Genomic DNA, 20600 nt, shown 5'->3' on the forward strand with positions numbered 1-20600 from the left:
ATAGTAAAAATTAAGTACACTATTAAAATTAAGCGCTGCAAATTCTTCTGTTCATCGGAAATTAGGTAAATTTGTATAACAAAAGTTTTACAAAATGTCAAAAAAAGCAATATTAGCAATCCTTGACGGATGGGGGCTGGGAATGAATCCGGACGTTTCAGCGATAGACAAAGCAGACACACCGTTTATTGACAGCTGCTATAAAAAATTTCCTCATACAACCCTTGAAGCAAGCGGCCTGGCAGTAGGACTTCCGGTAGGACAGATGGGGAACTCTGAAGTAGGACACATGAATTTAGGAGCCGGAAGAGTGGTTTACCAAAATCTGGTAAAACTCAATATGGCTGTGGAAAACGGAACTTTAGGACAGGAAAAAGTCATTCAGGATGCTTTTGAATATGCTAAAAAAGAAAATAAAAAAGTACACTTTATAGGGTTGGTATCCAATGGAGGAGTACATTCTCATATCAATCACCTGAAAGGTCTTTTAACGGCTGCAAAAGAATCCGGACTGAATGAAAATGTTTTTGTTCATGCATTTACAGACGGAAGAGACTGCGATCCGCATTCAGGGTTAGGCTTTATCGAAGAGCTGCAGAAACACATGGAAGCAACCACAGGAAAACTGGCAACCATTGTGGGGCGTTATTATGCCATGGACAGAGACAAAAGATGGGAACGTGTAAAATTAGCATATGATGCCCTTGTAGAAGGGGTAGGACTTCAGACTACAGATGCAATAGCAGCAATTAAGGCTTCTTATGATAGTAATGTAACAGATGAATTCCTGAAACCGATTATTATGGTTAATACTACAGCAACCGGAAATGTGGTGCCTGTAGCAAAGATCATCGATAATGATGTAGTGATCTGCTTTAATTTCCGTACAGACAGAGGTCGCGAGATTACAGAAGTACTTTCCCAAAAAGATTTCCCGGAATATTCTATGAATAAACTGAATCTTTATTACGTAACACTTACCAATTACGACAAAACATTCCAGAATGTACAGGTTGTTTTTGATGAAAATGTCCTGCAAGATACCATGGGAGAAGTGCTTGAAAGAAATGGAAAAACCCAGATCAGAATTGCCGAAACAGAAAAATATCCTCACGTAACATTCTTCTTTTCAGGGGGGAGGGAAAAAGAATTTGAAGGCGAAAGAAGATTGCTCTGTCCAAGCCCGAAAGATGTTCCTACCTACGACCTGAAGCCGGAAATGTCTGCTTATGATATAACCAATGCTATTGTTCCGGAATTGGAAAATGGAACCGCAGATTTTGTATGTTTAAATTTTGCCAATACAGATATGGTAGGACATACCGGAGTTTTTGAAGCTGCTGTAAAAGCTGCTGAGACAGTAGATAAGTGTATTGAAAAAGTAGCCACTGCCGCTTATGAGAACGGATATACTGTTTTTATTCTGGCTGACCACGGAAATTCCGATGTAATGATCAACCCGGACGGAACGCCTAATACCCAGCATTCAACCAATCTGGTTCCTTTTATTGTTATGGATAAAGACCATATCTGGAATCTTAAACCGGGTAAACTGGGAGATGTAGCTCCTACCATATTGAAAGTAATGGGAGTGGAAATTCCGGAAATTATGACCGGAAATATTTTAGTTAGCTAAAATTCAACAATAATGATAAAAAAGTACCGTTATAGTAGTGTATCACGGTCTTCTTTTATGATTTATGTCAGACATGATATGAGTTGCATACTTTATTATGCGGTAAATAATAAATAAATCATATCTTTGCTGTTTAAAATTAATAGAGTTACAATGTATCAAAAGCTTGTTAGGAAAGAAGTAATGGGAATTCTGGAAAAGGAGGTAGGTTCTTTTCTGGAAAAATTTTTAACGCCGATCGAAAAGATCTGGCAGCCTTCAGACATGCTTCCGGATCCTTCAAGCGCCGACTTTAAATATGATTTAGAGGAAATTCAGACCTTCGCTCGTGAAATGCCTTATGATTTGTTTGTAACCCTTATCGGGGACTGCATTACAGAAGAGGCGCTGCCTTCTTATGAATCCTGGCTGATGGGAGTAGACGGAGTAAATCAGGAAGAAAGCGTAGGCTGGGTAAACTGGGTAAGAGCCTGGACTGCCGAAGAAAACAGACATGGAGATCTTCTGAATAAATACCTTTACCTGTGCGGAAGAGTAAATATGAGAGAAGTGGAAATCACTACTCAATATCTGATTAACGACGGCTTTGATCTGGGAACAAGCATGGATCCATATAGAAACTTTGTGTATACAAGCTTCCAGGAAACAGCTACCAATATTTCTCACCGTAGAGTAGGAACACTGGCAAAACAGTCCGGAAACGGAAAACTGGCCAAAATGTGTGGGGTGATTGCAGCAGATGAGGCAAGACACGCTAAAGCTTACAAACATTTCGTAGCTAAGATTCTTGAAATAGATCCTTCAGAAATGATTCTTGCTTTTGAAGATATGATGCGTAAGAAAATTGTAATGCCGGCACACCTTATGAGACAATCCGGCCAGAAAGCAGGAGAGCTTTGGGGGCATTTCTCAGATGCAGCACAGAGATGTATGGTTTACACAGGCCAGGACTATATCAATATTATGAAAGAATTGTTGGATGAATGGAAGATTGAGCATGTAAAAGGGCTTACTGAAAAAGCTGAAAAAGCTCAGGAATACTTAATGAAATTACCTGCCAGATTACAGAAGATTACCGACAGGGTTTCTACTCCCGATCTGCAGTTCCAGTTCAGTTGGGTAAAAAGTTAGTTCAGCATAATCATTAAATTATAAAACTAAGAGTGTCATCGTTTTTTGGCACTCTTTTTATTTCTTATCTTTGCAAAGCTAAAAAAAGAACAAAAATGCTAAATAATAAAAAAATTGCTGTTGATTTTGACGGAACCATCGTGGATGACGCTTATCCGGCAATTGGAAAAGCAAAGATTTTTGCTTTTGAAACCCTTAAAAGACTTCAGGCAGAAGGCTACAGATTAATTCTCTGGACATACAGACATGGGAAAACATTAGATGAAGCCGTAGAATTCTGCAGAGAGAACGGGATAGAGTTCTATGCAGTGAATTCCAGCTTTGAGGGAGAAGTATTTGATTCTGAAACACAGTCCAGAAAACTGGATGCAGACTGGTTCATTGATGACAGAAATTTAGGCGGATTTCCGGGTTGGGGAGAAATTTACAACATTATTCAGGAAAGAATAGAATTCCGTGTAGAAGGAAAAGAAGTTCTGGCTTATTCAAAACTTAAAAAAGAAAAGAAAAAAGGACTTTTCTGGTAGAAAAGACCAATATCATAATAGCATAATCAGACAGCGTATCATTTACTATTGATACACTTTTATATAAATACATTGGTAAATTAAAACAATGATTCAGTTAAAAACAATAGAGGAGCTCCGCCTGATGAAGGAGAGTGCCAGACTGGTTTCCAAGACACTGGGAATGCTGGCAAAAGAAATTAAACCGGGAATCAATACCTTATATCTGGATAAATTAGCACACGATTTTATTAAAGATCATGGTGCTGAGCCTGCTTTTCTAGGATATGGAGGCTTCCCGAATTCTTTATGTATTTCTCCGAACGAACAGGTGGTTCATGGTTTCCCTAATAAAGATATTGTAAAAGAAGGAGATGTTCTTTCCGTAGACTGTGGAGTAATTCTGAACGGTTTTGTGGGAGATCATGCCTATACTTTTGAAATCGGGGAAGTAAAGCCCGAGGTAAAAAAAATGTTGCAGGTAACTAAAGAATCTCTTTACAAAGGAATTGAGCAGTGTGTACGAGGAAAAAGAATCGGAGATATTTCCCACGCAATCCAGGCACATTGTGAAAAAGAAGGCTATGGGGTAGTGAGAGAATTGGTAGGACACGGTTTAGGCAGAAAAATGCATGAAGATCCACAGGTTCCTAATTACGGAAGACAAGGAAGCGGAAAAGTAATTAAAGACGGTCTTGCGATTGCTATCGAACCCATGATTAATCTTGGAACTGAAAAAGTGAAGTTTCATAATGACGGATGGACGGTAACAACTTTGGATAACCAGCCTTCTGCCCATTTCGAACATGATGTAGCGGTAATCAATGGTAAACCGGTATTGCTTTCTACTTTCCAGTATGTATACGAAGCATTAGGAATTGTAAGTGACGAAGAGAAGCCATTCCAATTGGATTTTTAATGAAAAAAGTAACGAAACTTTTACTCAATAAAATTCCGCGTCCGATGCTGATCAAAATGAGCATCTGGGCCAGACCTCTTATTTACCAGTTTTTCAAAGGAGATAAGTTCTTTGATCCTATTGATGGAAGATCGTACCGAAAGTTCCTTCCTTACGGATATGGAAAACAACGGGAAAATGCACTTTCTCCCGGTACTCTAAGTCTCGAAAGACACCGCCAGATGTGGCTGTATCTTCAGAATGAAACAGATTTTTTCATCAAAAACTATAAAGTTCTGCATATTGCTCCCGAACAGGAGTTTTTGAGAAAGTTCAAGAGAATGAGAAACCTGGATTACATCTCTGCAGATTTGTTTTCTCCTATTGTGGATGTAAAAGCAGATATTCTGGACCTGCCTTTCGCAGATGAAAGTTTTGATATTGTTTTCTGTAATCATGTTCTTGAGCATATTGAAGATGATGGCAAGGCTATGAGTGAGCTTTACAGGGTGATGAGACCCGGTGGATGGGGAATTTTCCAGGTTCCCATGAAAAATTCATTGGAAAAAACCTACGAAGACTTCTCTATCAAAGATCCGAAAGAACGGCAAAAGCACTTTGGTCAATACGATCATGTGCGCTGGTACGGAATGGATTACTTCGACCGTTTAAGAAAAACCGGTTTTGAAACCGATCCTAATTTCTATTCCCAGAAATTCTCCGATGAGGAAATAAAAAAATACGGATTAAGGCATAATGAAATCCTTCCCGTAGTTTTCAAAAAATAATAAAACCGTCTTCAACTAAGAAGACGGTTTTATATTGATAGATAGAAGTTGTTTTAAAAATATGTGGTGAAGGATTTTAGTGAGAAACAGATTTTAAACCTACTACAGACCCAATCAGAGTAACGATAAAAAATACTCTCCAGAAGCTTACCGGGTCTTTAAAAAAGAAAATTCCCATAAGAGCTGTTCCTACAGCACCAATACCGGTCCATACGGCATAAGCGGTTCCTATCGGCAGAGTTTGTGTTGCTTTGATCAGAAGAACCATACTGATGGTCATCGTTACCAGAAATCCTGCATACCAGTAATACATTTCAGATCCCGATGTTTCTTTGGCTTTCCCCAGACATGAAGCAAAAGCTACTTCAAATATTCCGGCAATGATTAAAATAATCCAGTTCATTTTCTTAAATTTTTCTACTGCAAATTTCAGGATTCGAAAGGGAAAAAAATTTTACAAATGATAAAAAATGAATTTTCAGGCTTAATTTCAGAGATGGAGAGGAATTAATATTAATCTGAGTTCGGGTTAAGGAGTTTAAGCATACAGACTGGAAGATGGAAGAAGGAGGTTGGAAGTTACTTTTAGTTATAGATGATGAAAGCCACTATAAAATCAAATTAACTAAAAAAAATAACTATTTATTATTGATGAGCTTGAAATCGTCCCTCTTCCATCCTCCGGCTTCCTAACTATTTGATTTCTGCCCTTATCCTGCTCAGGCTGACTTGTGTGATGCCCAAATAAGAGGCAATATGCCCCAACTGAACTCTTTTCAGAAGATCAGGACTGTAAGTAATCAGATCTTTATACCGTTCCAGAGAGGTTTTAAATTGTCTGGAAATAATCAATTCTTCGGATTTTATCATTTCCGATTCAGCCAGTTTTCGTCCCCAGTTCGCAATATGGATATCTTCGTTAAATAATGTTTTGAGGTTTTCTGTTTCCAATCTGTACAGATCACAGTCTTCCAGAAGCTCAATACTTTCATAGCCGGGTTTATCTTCAACGTAACTTTTCATTGAGATCACTGTTTGGCCCTCACTTCCGAACCAGAAGGTGATATCATTTTCCGCAGTAGTAGCATAAGCCCTGGCAATACCTTTCCGGATGAAATAGACGTAAGGAATAATCTTATCTGCCTCCATAAGACAGAAATTTTTAGGGTATGAAACTTCAGTAATATGTTTCTTTAAACTCATTCTGGAAGCTTCAGGAAGAACATATATTCGGTCAAGGATCTGGTCTATATTCATAAAAAGAATTCTGGTTTTCAAAAATATCAGTTTTAGCCTATGCAATACAATAAAATACATTCATTTTTTACAATTTAGATACTCACAAATCATTTCCGAGAACTGTATCAGTAAATAAAGCTTTTTTCTTCCTAAAATTGGAGATAAACCCTGAAGACCGGTTTTGTTTTAGTAACTTTGCAGTTCGTAATATTATTTTTATGCATAAAGCTGGATTTGTAAATATAGTCGGAAAGCCTAATGCCGGAAAATCTACCCTGTTGAATCAATTGATGGGAGAGAAGCTGGCAATTGTAACACAAAAGGCCCAGACAACCCGTCACAGAATTTTTGGAATTTATAATGAAGATGACCTGCAGATCGTATTTTCTGATACTCCGGGAGTATTGGATCCAAAATACGGGCTTCAGGAAAAAATGATGGATTTTGTAAAGGATTCTTTGCAGGATGCTGATGTTTTCCTGTTCATTGTAGATGTAACCGATAAGGCAGAACCTTCAGAGTTTTTAATTGATAAACTGAATAAAATTCCGGTTCCTGTACTTCTTCTTCTGAACAAAGTAGATCAGACTAATCAGGAAGGACTTGAAAAACTGGTAGAATTATGGCATGGCAGAATTCCGAAAGCTGAAATTCTTCCTATCTCGGCACTTAATGCTTTCAACACAGAGATTATTCTTCCTAAATTAAAATCATTGCTGCCGGAAAGCCCGCCATATTATGAAAAAGACCAGTTTACCGACAAACCGGAAAGATTTTTTGTCAATGAAGCAATCCGTGAAAAGATCCTTCTCAACTATGAAAAAGAAATTCCTTATTCAGTAGAAGTTGTAACAGAACAGTTCAAAGAAAAAGAAGGAATTATTTTCATCGATTCTATTATTTATGTAGAAAGAGATACCCAGAAAGGAATTATTATCGGGCATAAAGGTGAGGCCATCAAGAAAGTAGGAACAGAAGCGAGACTGGACCTTGAAAAATTCTTCAGTAAAAAGATCCATCTGAATTTATTCGTGAAAGTGAAAAAAGACTGGCGTAAAAACGACAGAGATCTTAAAAATTTCGGGTACAGATAAACTAAAAACACCGGAATCCCGTTGTATTAAAAGATTTTTATTACCTTAGTCTAAATTTTTAGTAGATGAACTATTTAAACTCGAATTCCAGCTCAGTCCCTAAAGATCTTGTTTTATTAGTAGTGAGAGTATTTATTGGTTTTGCCATGCTGTCTCACGGTTTTCCTAAACTTCAGACGCTTATAGGAGGCGGGAAAATTGAATTTTATGATTTCATAGGACTAGGCCCTCAGATTTCATTGATTCTCACTGTTTTTGCTGAATTTGTTTGTTCAATACTTCTGATCCTTGGCCTTTTTACAAGGATTTCTTTAGGATTTCTGATCTTCACCATGATCATGGCTGCTTTTGTAGTACACGGGGCAGATCCTTTTGATAAAAGAGAAATGAGCCTGATATATCTGTCTGTATATCTTCTGCTGTTAGTATTTGGCGCAGGAAAGGTATCTGTGGATCACATGATAGAAAAAAGAAAAAGAGCTTCAGATTGGTAAGCTTAAATCTATAAAATTAAAGAGGCATTCCAGAAATGAGGTGCCTCTTTTGCTTTTTATGGCCTGCAGGGAGATGAAGTCGGGATGCAGTCCCAGATGGGAGATCCGTGTTCCGTTCTGCCTACTACGCAGGCTCTGTAGCCATCATCACATAAAGGAGCACTTCCTCCGATAATTGTTTTCAGATTGCTTTTGGATAATTTTCTTAAATTTTTCATATTGTTTTATTTTGAATATTAAAAGTAAGTAAAAAATATTAATTATTCACATTCATGGGATTATTTTAATAAATTTCATATCTGTTTCAAATTTCATTATATTAGTGGAAATGATTTTTTATGAAGATAAAACTGACCATCTGCCTCCTGGCATTTCTTAATTTTTATGATGCGCAGGAAAATATTGCTTATCAAAAACCATCTGCGGAAATCCTTAAACTGGCAGATTATGAGAGACCTCCCGGGGTTCTGATGAACAGTAAAAAAGACTGGGTTGTTTTTACCTACCGCCCGACTTATAAAACTCTGGAAGATCTTAACCAACAGGAACTGAAACTGGGAGGGCTTAGGATTAATCCCATAACCAATATTTCAAGTACGGTTACGTATTCAAACAATCTGAAGATCCGGAAAATCAATGATAAGGATGAAATTCAGGTAAAAAATCTTCCTTCCAATCCCAAAATAACATCTATTTCATTTTCTCCGGATGAAAAAAAGCTGGCTTTTACCAATACAACAGGAAAAGGAGTAGAACTCTGGGTTGTAGATATGGAAACAGCTGCTGCTAAGAAAATGACCAGTGATAACCTTAATGCGAATGTAGGAACTCCTTATCAATGGTATAATGATTCACAGAATTTATTGATCAGAACTCTTCCTCAGAATAGACCTGCTCTGATTAATTCAGATAAAGATCTTCCAACAGGACCAATTGTTTCTACGGCAGACGGTAAAGTTTCGCAGAACAGAACCTATCAGGATCTGCTTAAAAATCCTCAGGATGAGAAAAACTTTGAAGTGATCACCGCTTCTGAAATTTATAGTGTTGACCTGAACGGTAACCTGAAAAAAGTAAAAGACAAGGATATGTATGTAGGTCTGAGCTTTTCTCCCGATGGAAATTATTTAATGGCAGTTGTGGTTAAAAAGCCATTCTCCTATATCGTTCCTTATAACAGATTTCCATTGACGACCACAGTGTATGATATGAAGGGAAATACAGTGAAAGTAGTCAATGAAGTTCCTTTAAATGAAGTGATGCCCAAAGGGTTTTCTTCCGTAAGAACAGGAAAAAGAAGTATGGGATGGAGAAGTGATGCTCCGGCTACATTAGTCTACGCTGAAGCACTGGATGGCGGAGATCAGTCTAAAGCTGCAGATTTCAGAGATGAGATATTTACATGGGAAGCTCCGTTTACTGCATCTCCTAAATCATTCTTCAAAACAAAACAGAGGTATGAAGGAACAGATTGGACGAATGATCACTATGCGGTTATTTCCGAAGGTTGGTATGACACCAGAAATACAAAGTCTTTCTTAGTAGATCTTAATAATTCAGAATCGAAAATCATAGAAGATAGAAATTCCCAGGACGTATACAGTGATCCGGGGAGATTTAATACCACGAAAAATCAGTACGGAAGATATGTAATTGATATGAAAGGCGGGAAATCTTATCTGATTGGTGACGGATTTACCAAAGACGGACAGCACCCTTTTATTGATGAGATGGATATGAAATCGTTGAAAAAGAAAAGGCTGTACACTTCCGATCTTAAAAATGCAAAAGAAGAAATTGTGGATATTCTGAATCCCGCAAAAGGAGAGATTCTGACAACCCAACAGTCTTCCAGCCAATATCCGAATTATTTCAAAAAGAATATTAAATCCAATAAAGCAGAGGCGGTTACCAGCTTTGCCAATCCGTTTGAAAGCATCAAGGATGTCTATAAAGAAGTGATCACCTATAAAAGAAACGATGGGGTAACGCTGACCGGAACCTTATACCTTCCGGCAGGCTATGACCGTAAGGCAAAGAAAGAAAAGCTTCCGTTGCTGATCTGGGCTTATCCTACAGAATATAAAGACAAAAATACGGCAGGCCAGAATACTCAAAACCCGAATGATTTCACCTTCCCTTATTACGGATCTTTTGTCTATTGGACTACAAAAGGATATGCCGTGCTGGATGATGCTGCTTTCCCGATTATTGGTGAAGGCAAGACTGAACCGAACGACACTTTTATTCCCCAGCTGGTAGCCAATGCTGAGGCCGCTATCAACGCAGTAGATCAGTTAGGCTATATTGATAAAAAGAAAGTAGCTGTAGGAGGACATTCTTATGGAGCCTTTATGACGGCAAACCTTCTTACCCATTCCAAATTATTTGCCTGCGGTATTGCCCGAAGCGGAGCGTACAACAGAACACTGACTCCGTTCGGATTCCAGATGGAGCAGAGGAATTACTGGGATGTTCCGGAAATTTATAATACAATGTCTCCTTTCACGCATGCCGACCAAATGAAAACTCCATTACTGCTGGTGCATGGTGACGCAGACAATAATCCGGGAACCTTTACCCTTCAGACCGAAAGATATTTCCAGGCTCTGAAAAACCTGGGAGCGCCGGTAAAAATGGTTCTTCTGCCAAAAGAAGCCCACAGTTATATGGCCAAAGAAAATATCCTGCATCTTTTATGGGAACAGGACCAGTTCTTAGAAAAATGTTTAAAGAAATAGAAAATATTTAAAGATAAAGCCCGTTTGATACTAAGCGGGCTTTTTTGTTCCGTTGAAACTGATAAACACACTTATGAAACAATACTGTATTTTATTTTTGATTCCTGCCCTAAGCTTCGCACAGCTATCTGATAAAACGAATAAGATTTATAAAAAACTGTCCGAAAGCAATAGAGTAGAGTCTGCAGGAATTGGATATGCAGGGGAAAGAAGCAGTGTATTTGAGCTTTATTCTGATCTGGATAAAAATGCATCAGATGAGGAAATAGAGTATATGGCTTATCACGGTGCTCCGGTTGTAAAAACATATGTTTCGCGAACTTTTTTTGAAAGAAAACTAAATGGTCTGGATAAACTCTTTTCTTATTATTTAAAACATAATGACTCTATTGAAGTTAAGTCAGGGTGTGTGGGTTTTAATTCATTTCTTGCCGATGAACTCTATAAAAATGTGTTTTGGGAAAAGGATGGTCTGAAAAGTAGGATAGCTGATAAAAAATATGTCGACAGTATGAGAGCTCTCAAATACCAGGATGAGTTGCTGGATCAGATGGATCAGAGAGAAATCAAATGGACTGAAACCGAGCTTGATTCAGTTCTGATGAAATTTGAACAGCTTGTCCTTAATGACTCATCCTCAGCCAAACACTTAGTGGAACTTATTGCAGGGGTATACATTATAAAGAAAAAAAAACGCCCCGAATATTATGAAAGACTAGCTTATTTTGAAAAGAAATACAATTCTGAAATGATAAAAAAATATCTGGAATTTTGCGGAAACTGACTGAAAACACAAAACCGCTTTCAAACAGCGGTTTTATTATTTACAAATGTTTCAGCACTTCATTAATGCTTTTCAGCTCCATGAAATGTTCGTGTTCAAGAGTGTTCTCATGCTGTTCATGAGCCCAGGTGATATGATAAGGAATATGGGCGGCAGATCCACCGATTTCTAAAACAGGCAGAATATCAGATTTTATGGAGTTACCAAGCATAAGAAAATTTTCAGGCTGGCAGTCCAGATGTTTCAGGAGCTTTCTGTAATCGCTTTCCTTTTTGTCACTCATGATCTCAATATGATGGAAATATTCCTGCAGTCCCGAATTTTTAAGCTTACGTTCCTGATCCAGAAGATCTCCTTTTGTAGCCACCACCAGACGGTATTTTCCTTTCAGGCTTTCCAGGGTTTCTGTAACGCCTTCCAGCAGTTCTATGGGCTTTTGAAGCAATTCCTGGCCGATCTCAATGGCTCTGTTAACCAGCTGAAAAGAAGCTGTCCCTCCTGTAACCCGGCTTATCGTTTCAATCATGCAGAGCATAAAACCTTTTACACCATATCCGTAAAGAGGGAGGTTCTGCATTTCCGTTTTGAATAATTCCTGGGAAACTGAGTGCTGAGGCAGATAATCTTCAAGCAATATACAGAATTCCTTTTCTGCTTCCTGGAAATAAGGTTCATTAATCCAAAGTGTATCGTCTGCGTCAAAAGCAATGGTGGTGATGTGATTATTCATTTTAGTTTTTGTATTTTTCTTACCGCAAAATTCAGAATAAAAAATAAACAAGGAAAGGACATTTGTCCCGGATATCATATGTTACGAACCAATCAGTTATTTTTAGATTATATAGAAAGCCTTTATGATAAGAAAGAAAATAAAGGAAATATTGTGTTGAAATCTTTTTCGAAAGGAGAAGAAATATTGGTTCAGAACCAGAAACCTTCCCATATCATGTTGGTTAAAGACGGGATCACCAAATGTTTTTTTGTGGAGGAGAACGGAAAGGAATACATCGTGGAGTTTCTTGGAAGAGGAGAGATCATCGGTGAAATAGAACTGATCCGGAATATTCCGTGTTTATGCAGTATTGAAGCTTTAACGGATGTCTGTGTTTATACTTTATCAATTTCTTATTTCCAATCTTTGATCAAAAGCGATCTGGCTCTGAATAATCTGTTGCTCGATGTATTTGCACAAAGGATTGTCAATACGTCCAGCCGTGCATCTTACCAGCAACTCTATACAACGGAACATACTTTGGGACAGCTTCTTGAACTGCAGGCACAGCAGGGAATTCATCTTTCAAAAGAAGATATGGCGGCGTATCTGGGAATTACAGTAAGAAGTTTAAATAGAGCTTTGAAGAACTTAATTTGATTAAAGGGCTGGAAGCTGGAAGAGGGACGCTGGAAGTTACTTTTAGCTATAATTACTAATTAAATTACCTTAAACAGATAAATAATAAATCAACAGCTATTATTGACGACTTTCATAACTTTCTTCTTTCGTTTTCCAACTTCAAACCTACTTGAATTATAAATTCTTATTCCTAATTAATGTTTATTTAATTTTATTTGCTCTTGTTTTTATAGGGCGTTTTTGTGTTATTTGATTGAAATTTAATTCCATATTGTTTTTATTTAGGGGGTGTTGTGTAATTTTATTAATTTTGAATAAAAAATAATGAACGGGATCACATTCAGAAATGCGGCATTACAGGACCTTGGGAAAATTGTTGAAATATACAATTCAACCATTGCTTCGAGAATGGTAACGGCAGATGTGGAAGAAGTTTCGGTTGAAAGTAAGCATCAATGGTTTGATGAGCATCATCCGGACACAAGACCGCTTTGGATGGTGGAAGATCATGAAGGTAGGGTAGTCGGTTGGGTAAGTTTCAGTTCGTTTCATGAAAGAGCTGCTTACAGCGGAACGGCAGAGGTTAGTATTTATTTGGATGAAAGCTGCAGAGGAAATGGCTATGGCAGGGAAATTCTTCAGTATTGTATAGATAACGCTCCAAAATTCGGAATTCATACCCTTGTTGCTCTTATTTTCCTACACAACGAACCAAGCCTGAAACTCTTCCGGCACTTCGGATTTGAAGACTGGGGAACATTACCAGATGTTGCCATTCTGGACGGTGTGAAAAGAAGTCTGAAGATTTTGGGACGAAAAGTAGAGTAAATACAAAAGCGGCCTGTGTGACCGCTTATATTTTTTCTGACAATATTATAAAAACTCATTGTCGACCCCTAATTAACCTCATTTCGGGATAAGAAAATCAAACTTATATTAAGTGCTATAATTTGATGATCAAATTATAAATTTTTGTAAAAAAATATGATTTTATTTGAGCTTTTTAAGTGCTTCGTAGGAGTACTCTGTTCATAGAATTTAATACATGATCTAAGGAGAGCTCCGTAGGAGCGACCTGATAATTATAGTTATTAATATGTGGTCTGATAGAGCTTTAATGCGAACGAAATTTGAAATTCATACCCTTGTTGCTCTTATTTTCCTACACAATGAACCAAGCCTGAAACTCTTCCGGAACTTCGAATTTGAAGACTGGGGAACATTACCAGATGTTGCTATTCTGGACGGTGTGAAAAGAAGTCTGAAGATTTTGGGACGAAAAGTAGAGTAAATACAAAAGCGGCCTGTGTGACCGCTTATATTTTTCTGACAATATTATAAAAACTCATTGTCGACCCCTAATTAACCTCATTTCGGGATAAGAAAATCAAACTTATATTAAGTGCTATAATTTGATGATCAAATTATAAATTTTTGTAAAAAAATATGATTTTATTTGAGCTTTTTAAGTGCTCCATAGGAGTACTCTGTTCATAGAATTTAGTACATGATCTAAGGAGAGCTCCGTAGGAGCGACCTGATAATTATAGTTATTAATATGTGGTCTGATGGAGCTTTAATGCGAACGAAATTTGAAATTCATACCCTTGTTGCTCTTATTTTCCTACACAATGAACCAAGCCTGAAACTCTTCCGGAACTTCGAATTTGAAGACTGGGGAACATTACCAGATGTTGCCATTCTGGACGGTGTGAAAAGAAGCCTGAAAATTTTGGGATAAAAAGTAGAGTAAATATAAAAGCGGCCTGTGTGACCGCTTATATTTTTTGTTTACGAATATTATATTTACGAATAATATCTTAATCCAATCATTTTATTCTGATTTAAAATAGGCTAGATTCACAAGCTGAATCCTCCAGTTTTGTAATCGTTTAATGATTGCATTCAGATCTCTTTTTTCATTTAATGCTAAAACTCCATGATAAATAGGGTAGAGATTTGGGTTCAGGTTATGTTTGCTCAATTGTTCAGAAGCATCAGGATTCCATTTTATATATTTCGCCAGTGAAAAAATCAGGTCAATAGCTGGTTCTGAATGATAGAGCTGAAGATAGTCTTTTTCTTTTGAGGGTTCCACCTTAAAGCTTCCTATAGTCTTTTCTAAATAGTCCTCGAAAGCAAGAATAGCCAGTCTGTAAATTAATTCATGTTCATATTTCTCATCTAATGTTCCCCACCAATCAATGCCAAGTTCTTCTGATCTTAGGTGAGTAACCGCTTTGTTGACCCCTTCAATAATGATTTCCAGCCTTGAAATATTCTGGTCATAATTAAGCATCATCCCATGAATCTGTTCTGTTGTTAGCATATTGGTTTATTTAAAAACAGGCTGCTTATCTTTCTCAATATAAATATACCGCTCCTTAATTCCGTTCTGCAGCATTGCTTTTTTACTGTTCAGTTCTGCAATAGATTCTACCGTTTCATTTTTAAAATTGGCTTTGTTGCCGTTTTTTACCCCCTCTGCAAATATCCGGGTAGGATCTGCATACAAATTTTCAACATAGGTATTGAATTTTTCGTTGGTTATGGGAATCGCCTGTTTACCATAATGACTTTCCATAAAATCTTTGGTATCGAACTCTGTACTAAGCTTTTTATTGTTGATCAGTTTATAAACAAAATTTTGGTCTGCATCTTCGAGGATAAAAATCAATCCCGGAAGACCTCTGAATTTATAAGGGCCTTCTTTGATATTCACTTCATTGGAAAACCAGGCCGTCCACGTTCTGCCTCCGAAATCTGTCGTGGCCTTCTGAAGTTTATAACCGTTGTATTCCTGTGTTTCCTGAAGTAGTTTCCATTTCATTTCATCATTTGTTTTTACAATGAAATAATCATGAAAATCTCTATACCAGTTATTTTTGAAGGAATCCGGTTTTCTCTCAATAACCTGATCAGTTCTGGTACTGTAACGTGAAGTGGTTCCACGATCCAGTTTATTGATAGAATCGTATTCAGCGAATCTTTTATCGTAAAATTTAACGGACTTAGGACTGATATCCAGATTCATCAGACTTTCCCTGTAATCTTCCGAAGCCTCTTTCCTGAACTGAAGCTGGTAGGTGAATCTGTTAGTTTGAGACTGATAAAAAGAACCTGCATATAAAGCCAGCAGGAATAGTATTTTTTTCATGGTATCGTTTAAAATAAGATGGTTCAAAAGTAGTAAAATAAAATAAAAAAACGCAGAGTTTCAGGCTCTGCGTTCATTTTTATAGAAGTACTTTTTATAAGGTCTGCTTAATCCTCTTTGCAGACATATTTAAGAATCGTTTTACCAGGAATACAGCAGAAACCGTAAGTCCCAGTCCCAGAGCAATCCACATCCCGAAAGCACCCATTTTTAAAGTGACACAAAGGAAATATCCTAATGGAATGGTAATAACCCAATAAGCGATAAAAGTGTAGATGGATGGTATTTTTACATCCTGTAATCCTCGAAGCATACCAAGAGCAGTCACCTGAATTCCGTCTGAAAGTTGGAATAGGGCAGCAATGATCATGAGTTTAGAAGCTAAAGTAATCACCTCAATCTCTTCTTTCTTGGTAAAGAACGTAGGAAGGATATTTCGGCCTAAAATAAAGACCAATCCGCAGATACACATAAAAATAAATGCGATCTTCAGGTTGTTGATTCCCACTTTTCTTAGCTCAACAAAGTTTTGTTCACCTAATTTTCTTCCGATCATTACTGTTGACGCTACACTGAAACCAACACATAGATTGAAGGTGAATGAGGCCATACTTAATGCAATCTGGTGAGAAGCAATATCATGAGCAGAGATCAGTCCGCAGATGAATGCAGCTCCCGCAAAAGCAGTTACTTCAAAGAACATCTGTAAGGCTGTTGGTAATCCCAGTTTCACCATTTTATCAAACATTTGCTTGGAGAAATCCTGAATTTTTAAAGAAAAATCCTTGATATAACGTCTTGTTTTCTTCTCTTTTACCAATACAAAATACAGGAACACTACCATGAAAATTCTAGAGATCAGCGTTGCTAAAGCAGATCCTTTCACACCCATTTCCGGGAAGATCCAAAGCCCTTTGATGAAAACATAGTTTAGTACAATATTGATGATATTGGCAATGATGGTAGCCTTGGTAACTCCTATGGTATAAGATAGCCCTTCAGAAACTTCACGCAGGGTCTGGAAAGCCATGAATGGGATCATACTGATCGCCATAATACTGAGGAAGTCCACTGTGTTCGGGATAATCTTTTCCGGCTGTCCGGAGTGATAGAGCAGAGGCATCGCTAAAAGCAAAAGCCCCATCAGGATGATCCCTACAGACATATTGATGACAAATCCGTGGCTGAATACAGAGTTAATGGTCGCATGATCCTCTTTGGAATGCGCCTCAGAAACCAGCGGCGGTATAGCAAATGAAAACCCCAGCGCCAGTACAAATATGGAGAAAAATACGGCATTCCCCAATGAAACAGACGCCAGTGCATCTGCTCCTAAAAGTTTTCCGACAATAATATTGTCGAATAAATTCACCGAGACCTGCCCCACCTGTGTAAGCATAACAGGAAGAGCCAAAGTCAGGCATTCTTTCGTATAATTTTTGTTTAAAAAGTTCATAGTATTTTATGATTCATATAGTTATATCTTCAATAGTTCCAAAAAAAAAATTTGCAGTAAGGCTACTGCAAATTTTTATAATTTATTTAATGTTTAATTAAATTATTTCCTTACAAAACTTGCAACATCCTCCTCAGAAACAGAATTTCCGCCAAGAATAATTAATCTTTCCACCACATTTCTAAGTTCTCTGATATTTCCGGTCCATGAAAGCGCTTTTAGAGCTCCAATAGCCTTATCATCAAATTTTTTCACAGCAGTACCATGTTCATCGGCAATCATACCGGAGAAATGCTCTACTAATAATTTAATATCTTCCTTTCTGTCATCCAAAGGCGGAACATAAATTTCAATCACAGAAAGCCTGTGGTAAAGATCTTCTCTGAATTTTCCTTCTTCAATTTCCTTCTGCATATTTTTGTTGGTAGCCGCAATCACTCTTACATCTACCTTTATTTCCTTATCGCTTCCTACCGGAGAAACTTTACTTTCCTGAAGAGCCCTCAATACTTTAGCCTGAGCAATAAGGCTCATATCACCAATCTCATCCAAAAAGATGGTACCACCGTTGGCTTGCTCAAATTTTCCTTGCTTATCCTTAATTGCTCCTGTAAATGAACCTTTTACGTGTCCAAATAATTCAGATTCAATAAGTTCAGACGGGATTGCCGCACAGTTCACTTCCACCATTGGACCTCTTGCTCTTTCACTCTGGTTATGGATGGCGTGAGCTACCAGCTCTTTTCCGGCACCGTTAGGTCCTGTGATCAGAACTCTTGCATCTGAAACAGCAACCTTTTCAATCATATCCTGAATTTTCTTAAGGGCAGAAGATTCACCAATCATTTGATATTTTTTGTTGACCTTCTTTTTTAAGGTTTTATTTTCAGTCTGAAGATTTTTGTTCTCTTTCTTTAAAGACTCTTTAGCCAGTGCATTCTTTACGCTGGTGATCAGCCTGTTGATGTCAATGGGCTTGGAGATGAAGTCGTATGCACCTTCCTTCAGACAGGAAACAGCAGAGTCGATATCTGCGTGACCGGAGATCATGATAAAAGTGGTTTCAGGTTTCAGCAGCATACTTTGTTTTAAAAGTTCAGTTCCTGAAAGTTTAGGCATCTTGATATCAGAGATCACCAGTGCGAAATCTTCTTTTTCTATCTGTTTATAACCTTCAAGGCCGTCTTCGGCAATAATGAATTCATAATCAGTAAGTTCATCAGAAAGAATATTATGTAATACTCCTGAGATTGCTTTTTCGTCTTCTACAATAAGGATTTTTTGCATAGTTGCAAATTTAAATTTTTTGATTCAATTATTAGCAAAAACCATACCTAAAAATTTTATTTTAAATAATCTCTTCTGCCGAAAATTGCAGATCCAACCCGTATGGAATTGGCTCCGCATTCAATAGCTGCCGGAAAATCATCGCTCATTCCCATTGATAAGGTTTCCAGTGTTTTTGATTGACTAAATTCATCAAAAAGAGCTTTTAAAATTGAAAATTCTCTCCTGATCTGCTGTTCATCGTCTGTGAATGTAGCCATTCCCATGAGTCCGGTAACCTCAACATTTGGAAAATCACCGTTAAGATATTTTTCAAACAAATTTCTGGCTTCAGGAGTGTCAAGTCCGAATTTGCTTTCTTCCTCAGCAATTTTTACCTGAAGAAGTACTTTGATCTTCCTGTTATGCTTTCCTGATTCTTTGTCGATCTCAGAAAGAAGTTTTTCAGAGTCCACACTTTGAATGGTATCTATAAAAGAAGCGATATACTTCACCTTGTTGGTTTGCAGATGTCCGATCAGATGCCACTGGATATCTTTAGGAAGAAGCGGATACTTTTCCATTAATTCTTGCACCTTGTTCTCTCCAAATACCCTTTGTCCCAGATCGTAAACCTCCTGAACAGCCTCAGCCGGATGTGTTTTTGAAACAGCTACCAGTTGTACTCCTGCCGGGAGCTGCTGTAGTATTGCGTTATAATTTACTTTAATATCCATAAATGCAAATTTCAGAATAATAAAAACAAAAAACTAATGAATCTGCAAAATAGTTGAGAGACATTAGCTGATGATGTACAGGGTAGTTGATGATGAATGCCTAGATTCTAAGGCATCATACTATTAATTCAGAATCTCGTTGATCTTAGGATATTGTGATATTTTTCTGAACACAAACTTGTTGCTCTTCTGTAGTTTTTCAATAAACATATCCAGCTCGTTGATAGAATCTGCGTCTCTGAGGTATTGATCGTGGGTCAGGAAAACAAGATGTCTCGAAGTCTTTTCCAGATCATTCAGGAAGATGCTGTCTACTTTTCTCAGCATGGCTTCATGGCTTCCTTTTAAAGTCATTTGCGGAGACGGTCTCCATTCAAGATCCCATCCAATCACTTTATATCCTGCTTTTTTGAGACCATTGGCAGCCTCAGTAGAACTCTTGATGTCTGTTACATTAATATTGTTAAGCCTCCAGATATTTCTTCCCGGAGTTCTTGCTATTTTATCATAAAGCTTAAGGCTGTCTTTTGCAATGTTAAAATCATGAACTACAGCATCCGCATTTTTATAAAAATCGGTGTATTTATTATGAGCGTGTGTAAAACTGTGATTAGCCAGCTCAATCAATGGATTGCTTTTTAAAAGTTCCATATCATCTTTCTGTTTTTTGCTGCCATAAGCATGTTTTCCAACTAAAAATGCCGTAGCACACACATTTCTTTTATTAAGGATTCTGATGAGATTTTCTGTACCCTGATTGGGACCGTCATCAAAAGTAAGATAAATGACCCTTTTATCCGGATCTATCGTTTCTTCATCAGACCCGGGAACTATTTCTGCGGGGGGATATTCCTGTGAAATGACCTGTTGGGATTCTTTCACATCAGTTTTGTAATTACAGCTGTTTAGTAAAAATGAAGTTGCACTCACCAATGCAAGCATCCCTAGAAAAGTCTTGTTTACTGACTTTTCCGCAAAAATTTTTCTCATAAAGATAATGGAATTTTAAATTGTTAAAAAATCGTTAAAATTAACATGTAAATGTTAACAAAATATATGCCAGTATTTGTTAAAAATCTGCTTTTTAAGGTTATTTTAAGGTGTTTTCTTTTTAATGTTTTTTAACTAAAATGTTAAAATTTAGTTTATGTTTGATTATCTTTATTTTTTAACATTTATTGATGTTGACAATATTTCTATTAATGCTTTTTCTGATGAATAATACATTCTTCTTTTCCTGGTGATTTATTTTAATTGAAAACTTTATACAGGTTTGAAGCTGGGAGCCGGAAGAGGGAGGTTCTGAAGGTCATCAATAA

23 protein-coding genes are annotated in these 20600 nt (G+C 37.3%); 13 read left to right on the plus strand and 10 right to left on the minus strand.

The window, feature by feature from the left end; translation table 11 throughout:
* Positions 1-94 precede the first annotated feature (94 nt).
* The 5 genes from gpmI (at position 95) to J2Y40_RS15860 (ending at position 4959) form a co-directional block, all read left to right on the plus strand.
* On the plus strand, positions 95-1636 hold the full coding sequence (gene gpmI, locus J2Y40_RS15840; protein WP_310000006.1) for a 2,3-bisphosphoglycerate-independent phosphoglycerate mutase: 1542 nt from the start codon (positions 95-97) through the stop codon (positions 1634-1636).
* Between the two features lie 153 nt (positions 1637-1789).
* Positions 1790-2767 (plus strand): acyl-ACP desaturase, encoded by a 978-nt coding sequence (locus J2Y40_RS15845; protein ID WP_153391855.1) that lies wholly within the window; start codon positions 1790-1792, stop codon positions 2765-2767.
* A 95-nt stretch (positions 2768-2862) separates the two neighbouring features.
* Positions 2863-3294: a BT0820 family HAD-type phosphatase gene (locus J2Y40_RS15850; protein WP_062699114.1), complete on the plus strand. Its 432-nt coding sequence runs from the start codon at positions 2863-2865 to the stop codon at positions 3292-3294.
* An 88-nt stretch (positions 3295-3382) separates the two neighbouring features.
* Entirely contained in the window at positions 3383-4192 is an 810-nt protein-coding gene (gene map, locus J2Y40_RS15855) for a type I methionyl aminopeptidase (protein WP_153391857.1), read from the plus strand.
* Positions 4192-4959: a class I SAM-dependent methyltransferase gene (locus J2Y40_RS15860; RefSeq protein ID WP_153391859.1), complete on the plus strand. Its 768-nt coding sequence runs from the start codon at positions 4192-4194 to the stop codon at positions 4957-4959. Before map ends, J2Y40_RS15860 begins: the two co-directional genes overlap by 1 nt.
* Before the next feature lie 76 nt (positions 4960-5035).
* On the opposite strand, the gene J2Y40_RS15865 is transcribed toward J2Y40_RS15860, so the two are convergent.
* Together J2Y40_RS15865 and J2Y40_RS15870 are read right to left on the minus strand one after the other, a co-directional pair.
* Positions 5036-5362 (minus strand): multidrug efflux SMR transporter, encoded by a 327-nt coding sequence (locus J2Y40_RS15865; protein ID WP_153391861.1) that lies wholly within the window; start codon positions 5360-5362, stop codon positions 5036-5038.
* A gap of 290 nt (positions 5363-5652) precedes the next feature.
* Positions 5653-6216: a Crp/Fnr family transcriptional regulator gene (locus J2Y40_RS15870; protein WP_153399736.1), complete on the minus strand. Its 564-nt coding sequence runs from the start codon at positions 6214-6216 to the stop codon at positions 5653-5655.
* Positions 6217-6416: 200 nt separating this feature from the next.
* Between J2Y40_RS15870 and era the strand changes: the two genes are divergently transcribed.
* Both era and J2Y40_RS15880 read left to right on the plus strand, forming a co-directional pair.
* The gene (era, locus tag J2Y40_RS15875) at positions 6417-7292 is read left to right on the plus strand and encodes a GTPase Era (protein WP_153391863.1); all 876 of its coding nucleotides are present in this window, start codon (positions 6417-6419) and stop codon (positions 7290-7292) included.
* 65 nt (positions 7293-7357) lie between these two features.
* Positions 7358-7786, plus strand: a complete 429-nt coding sequence (locus tag J2Y40_RS15880) for a DoxX family protein (RefSeq protein WP_153391865.1) — start codon at positions 7358-7360, stop codon at positions 7784-7786.
* A gap of 56 nt (positions 7787-7842) precedes the next feature.
* Here the strand turns inward: J2Y40_RS15880 and J2Y40_RS15885 are convergent, their stop codons facing one another.
* Complete coding sequence (locus J2Y40_RS15885) at positions 7843-8004, minus strand: bacteriocin-like protein (RefSeq protein WP_153391867.1); 162 nt, start codon at positions 8002-8004, stop codon at positions 7843-7845.
* Between the two features lie 120 nt (positions 8005-8124).
* On the opposite strand from J2Y40_RS15885, the gene J2Y40_RS15890 reads away from it, so the two are divergent.
* The gene (locus J2Y40_RS15890) at positions 8125-10527 is read left to right on the plus strand and encodes a prolyl oligopeptidase family serine peptidase (protein WP_310000015.1); all 2403 of its coding nucleotides are present in this window, start codon (positions 8125-8127) and stop codon (positions 10525-10527) included.
* 73 nt (positions 10528-10600) lie between these two features.
* Entirely contained in the window at positions 10601-11311 is a 711-nt protein-coding gene (locus J2Y40_RS15895; RefSeq protein ID WP_310000019.1) for a hypothetical protein, read from the plus strand.
* A 40-nt stretch (positions 11312-11351) separates the two neighbouring features.
* On the opposite strand, the gene J2Y40_RS15900 is transcribed toward J2Y40_RS15895, so the two are convergent.
* Positions 11352-12041: an HAD family hydrolase gene (locus tag J2Y40_RS15900; protein ID WP_310000021.1), complete on the minus strand. Its 690-nt coding sequence runs from the start codon at positions 12039-12041 to the stop codon at positions 11352-11354.
* A gap of 78 nt (positions 12042-12119) precedes the next feature.
* Here J2Y40_RS15900 and J2Y40_RS15905 point away from each other — a divergent pair, with 78 nt between their 5' ends.
* The 4 genes from J2Y40_RS15905 to J2Y40_RS15920 all read left to right on the plus strand — a co-directional run bounded on the left by J2Y40_RS15905 (position 12120) and on the right by J2Y40_RS15920 (position 14406).
* Positions 12120-12683, plus strand: coding sequence for a Crp/Fnr family transcriptional regulator (locus J2Y40_RS15905; RefSeq protein ID WP_310000023.1), 564 nt, complete (start codon positions 12120-12122; stop codon positions 12681-12683).
* 306 nt (positions 12684-12989) lie between these two features.
* Positions 12990-13493 carry an N-acetyltransferase family protein gene (locus J2Y40_RS15910; RefSeq protein WP_310000025.1) on the plus strand — a complete coding sequence of 168 codons (504 nt, stop codon included), beginning with the start codon at positions 12990-12992 and terminating at the stop codon, positions 13491-13493.
* 289 nt (positions 13494-13782) lie between these two features.
* A complete protein-coding gene (locus J2Y40_RS15915) occupies positions 13783-13956 on the plus strand; it encodes a hypothetical protein (RefSeq protein ID WP_310000027.1) in 174 nt (57 codons plus the stop codon).
* 288 nt (positions 13957-14244) lie between these two features.
* Positions 14245-14406 carry a GNAT family N-acetyltransferase gene (locus J2Y40_RS15920; protein WP_231128612.1) on the plus strand — a complete coding sequence of 54 codons (162 nt, stop codon included), beginning with the start codon at positions 14245-14247 and terminating at the stop codon, positions 14404-14406.
* A 93-nt stretch (positions 14407-14499) separates the two neighbouring features.
* Here the strand turns inward: J2Y40_RS15920 and J2Y40_RS15925 are convergent, their stop codons facing one another.
* From J2Y40_RS15925 to J2Y40_RS15950, 6 genes are all read right to left on the minus strand, one after another.
* Positions 14500-14994: a hypothetical protein gene (locus J2Y40_RS15925; protein ID WP_153391876.1), complete on the minus strand. Its 495-nt coding sequence runs from the start codon at positions 14992-14994 to the stop codon at positions 14500-14502.
* A 6-nt stretch (positions 14995-15000) separates the two neighbouring features.
* Positions 15001-15822, minus strand: coding sequence for a GLPGLI family protein (locus J2Y40_RS15930; RefSeq protein WP_153391878.1), 822 nt, complete (start codon positions 15820-15822; stop codon positions 15001-15003).
* Positions 15823-15916: 94 nt separating this feature from the next.
* A complete protein-coding gene (locus tag J2Y40_RS15935) occupies positions 15917-17278 on the minus strand; it encodes an MATE family efflux transporter (RefSeq protein WP_153391880.1) in 1362 nt (453 codons plus the stop codon).
* Positions 17279-17380: 102 nt separating this feature from the next.
* The gene (locus J2Y40_RS15940; protein ID WP_310000032.1) at positions 17381-18565 is read right to left on the minus strand and encodes a sigma-54 dependent transcriptional regulator; all 1185 of its coding nucleotides are present in this window, start codon (positions 18563-18565) and stop codon (positions 17381-17383) included.
* Between the two features lie 56 nt (positions 18566-18621).
* Positions 18622-19281, minus strand: coding sequence for a YggS family pyridoxal phosphate-dependent enzyme (locus J2Y40_RS15945; RefSeq protein WP_310000034.1), 660 nt, complete (start codon positions 19279-19281; stop codon positions 18622-18624).
* 123 nt (positions 19282-19404) lie between these two features.
* Positions 19405-20271: a polysaccharide deacetylase family protein gene (locus J2Y40_RS15950; protein ID WP_153391886.1), complete on the minus strand. Its 867-nt coding sequence runs from the start codon at positions 20269-20271 to the stop codon at positions 19405-19407.
* Positions 20272-20600 lie beyond the last annotated feature (329 nt).

It is taken from the genome of Chryseobacterium sp. 2987 (assembly GCF_031456375.1).
Lineage (GTDB): Bacteria > Bacteroidota > Bacteroidia > Flavobacteriales > Weeksellaceae > Chryseobacterium > Chryseobacterium vaccae.

Bases quoted from the DNA above. Each gene is read 5' to 3' on its own strand.
- gpmI (WP_310000006.1), top strand. From the start codon at position 95: ATGTCAAAAAAAGCAATATTAGCAATCCTTGACGGATGGGGGCTGGGA.
- J2Y40_RS15845 (WP_153391855.1), top strand. From the start codon at position 1,790: ATGTATCAAAAGCTTGTTAGGAAAGAAGTAATGGGAATTCTGGAAAAG.
- J2Y40_RS15850 (WP_062699114.1), top strand. From the start codon at position 2,863: ATGCTAAATAATAAAAAAATTGCTGTTGATTTTGACGGAACCATCGTG.
- map (WP_153391857.1), top strand. From the start codon at position 3,383: ATGATTCAGTTAAAAACAATAGAGGAGCTCCGCCTGATGAAGGAGAGT.
- J2Y40_RS15860 (WP_153391859.1), top strand. From the start codon at position 4,192: ATGAAAAAAGTAACGAAACTTTTACTCAATAAAATTCCGCGTCCGATG.
- J2Y40_RS15865 (WP_153391861.1), bottom strand. From the start codon at position 5,362: ATGAACTGGATTATTTTAATCATTGCCGGAATATTTGAAGTAGCTTTT.
- J2Y40_RS15870 (WP_153399736.1), bottom strand. From the start codon at position 6,216: ATGAATATAGACCAGATCCTTGACCGAATATATGTTCTTCCTGAAGCT.
- era (WP_153391863.1), top strand. From the start codon at position 6,417: ATGCATAAAGCTGGATTTGTAAATATAGTCGGAAAGCCTAATGCCGGA.
- J2Y40_RS15880 (WP_153391865.1), top strand. From the start codon at position 7,358: ATGAACTATTTAAACTCGAATTCCAGCTCAGTCCCTAAAGATCTTGTT.
- J2Y40_RS15885 (WP_153391867.1), bottom strand. From the start codon at position 8,004: ATGAAAAATTTAAGAAAATTATCCAAAAGCAATCTGAAAACAATTATC.
- J2Y40_RS15890 (WP_310000015.1), top strand. From the start codon at position 8,125: ATGAAGATAAAACTGACCATCTGCCTCCTGGCATTTCTTAATTTTTAT.
- J2Y40_RS15895 (WP_310000019.1), top strand. From the start codon at position 10,601: ATGAAACAATACTGTATTTTATTTTTGATTCCTGCCCTAAGCTTCGCA.
- J2Y40_RS15900 (WP_310000021.1), bottom strand. From the start codon at position 12,041: ATGAATAATCACATCACCACCATTGCTTTTGACGCAGACGATACACTT.
- J2Y40_RS15905 (WP_310000023.1), top strand. From the start codon at position 12,120: ATGTTACGAACCAATCAGTTATTTTTAGATTATATAGAAAGCCTTTAT.
- J2Y40_RS15910 (WP_310000025.1), top strand. From the start codon at position 12,990: ATGAACGGGATCACATTCAGAAATGCGGCATTACAGGACCTTGGGAAA.
- J2Y40_RS15915 (WP_310000027.1), top strand. From the start codon at position 13,783: ATGCGAACGAAATTTGAAATTCATACCCTTGTTGCTCTTATTTTCCTA.
- J2Y40_RS15920 (WP_231128612.1), top strand. From the start codon at position 14,245: ATGCGAACGAAATTTGAAATTCATACCCTTGTTGCTCTTATTTTCCTA.
- J2Y40_RS15925 (WP_153391876.1), bottom strand. From the start codon at position 14,994: ATGCTAACAACAGAACAGATTCATGGGATGATGCTTAATTATGACCAG.
- J2Y40_RS15930 (WP_153391878.1), bottom strand. From the start codon at position 15,822: ATGAAAAAAATACTATTCCTGCTGGCTTTATATGCAGGTTCTTTTTAT.
- J2Y40_RS15935 (WP_153391880.1), bottom strand. From the start codon at position 17,278: ATGAACTTTTTAAACAAAAATTATACGAAAGAATGCCTGACTTTGGCT.
- J2Y40_RS15940 (WP_310000032.1), bottom strand. From the start codon at position 18,565: ATGCAAAAAATCCTTATTGTAGAAGACGAAAAAGCAATCTCAGGAGTA.
- J2Y40_RS15945 (WP_310000034.1), bottom strand. From the start codon at position 19,281: ATGGATATTAAAGTAAATTATAACGCAATACTACAGCAGCTCCCGGCA.
- J2Y40_RS15950 (WP_153391886.1), bottom strand. From the start codon at position 20,271: ATGAGAAAAATTTTTGCGGAAAAGTCAGTAAACAAGACTTTTCTAGGG.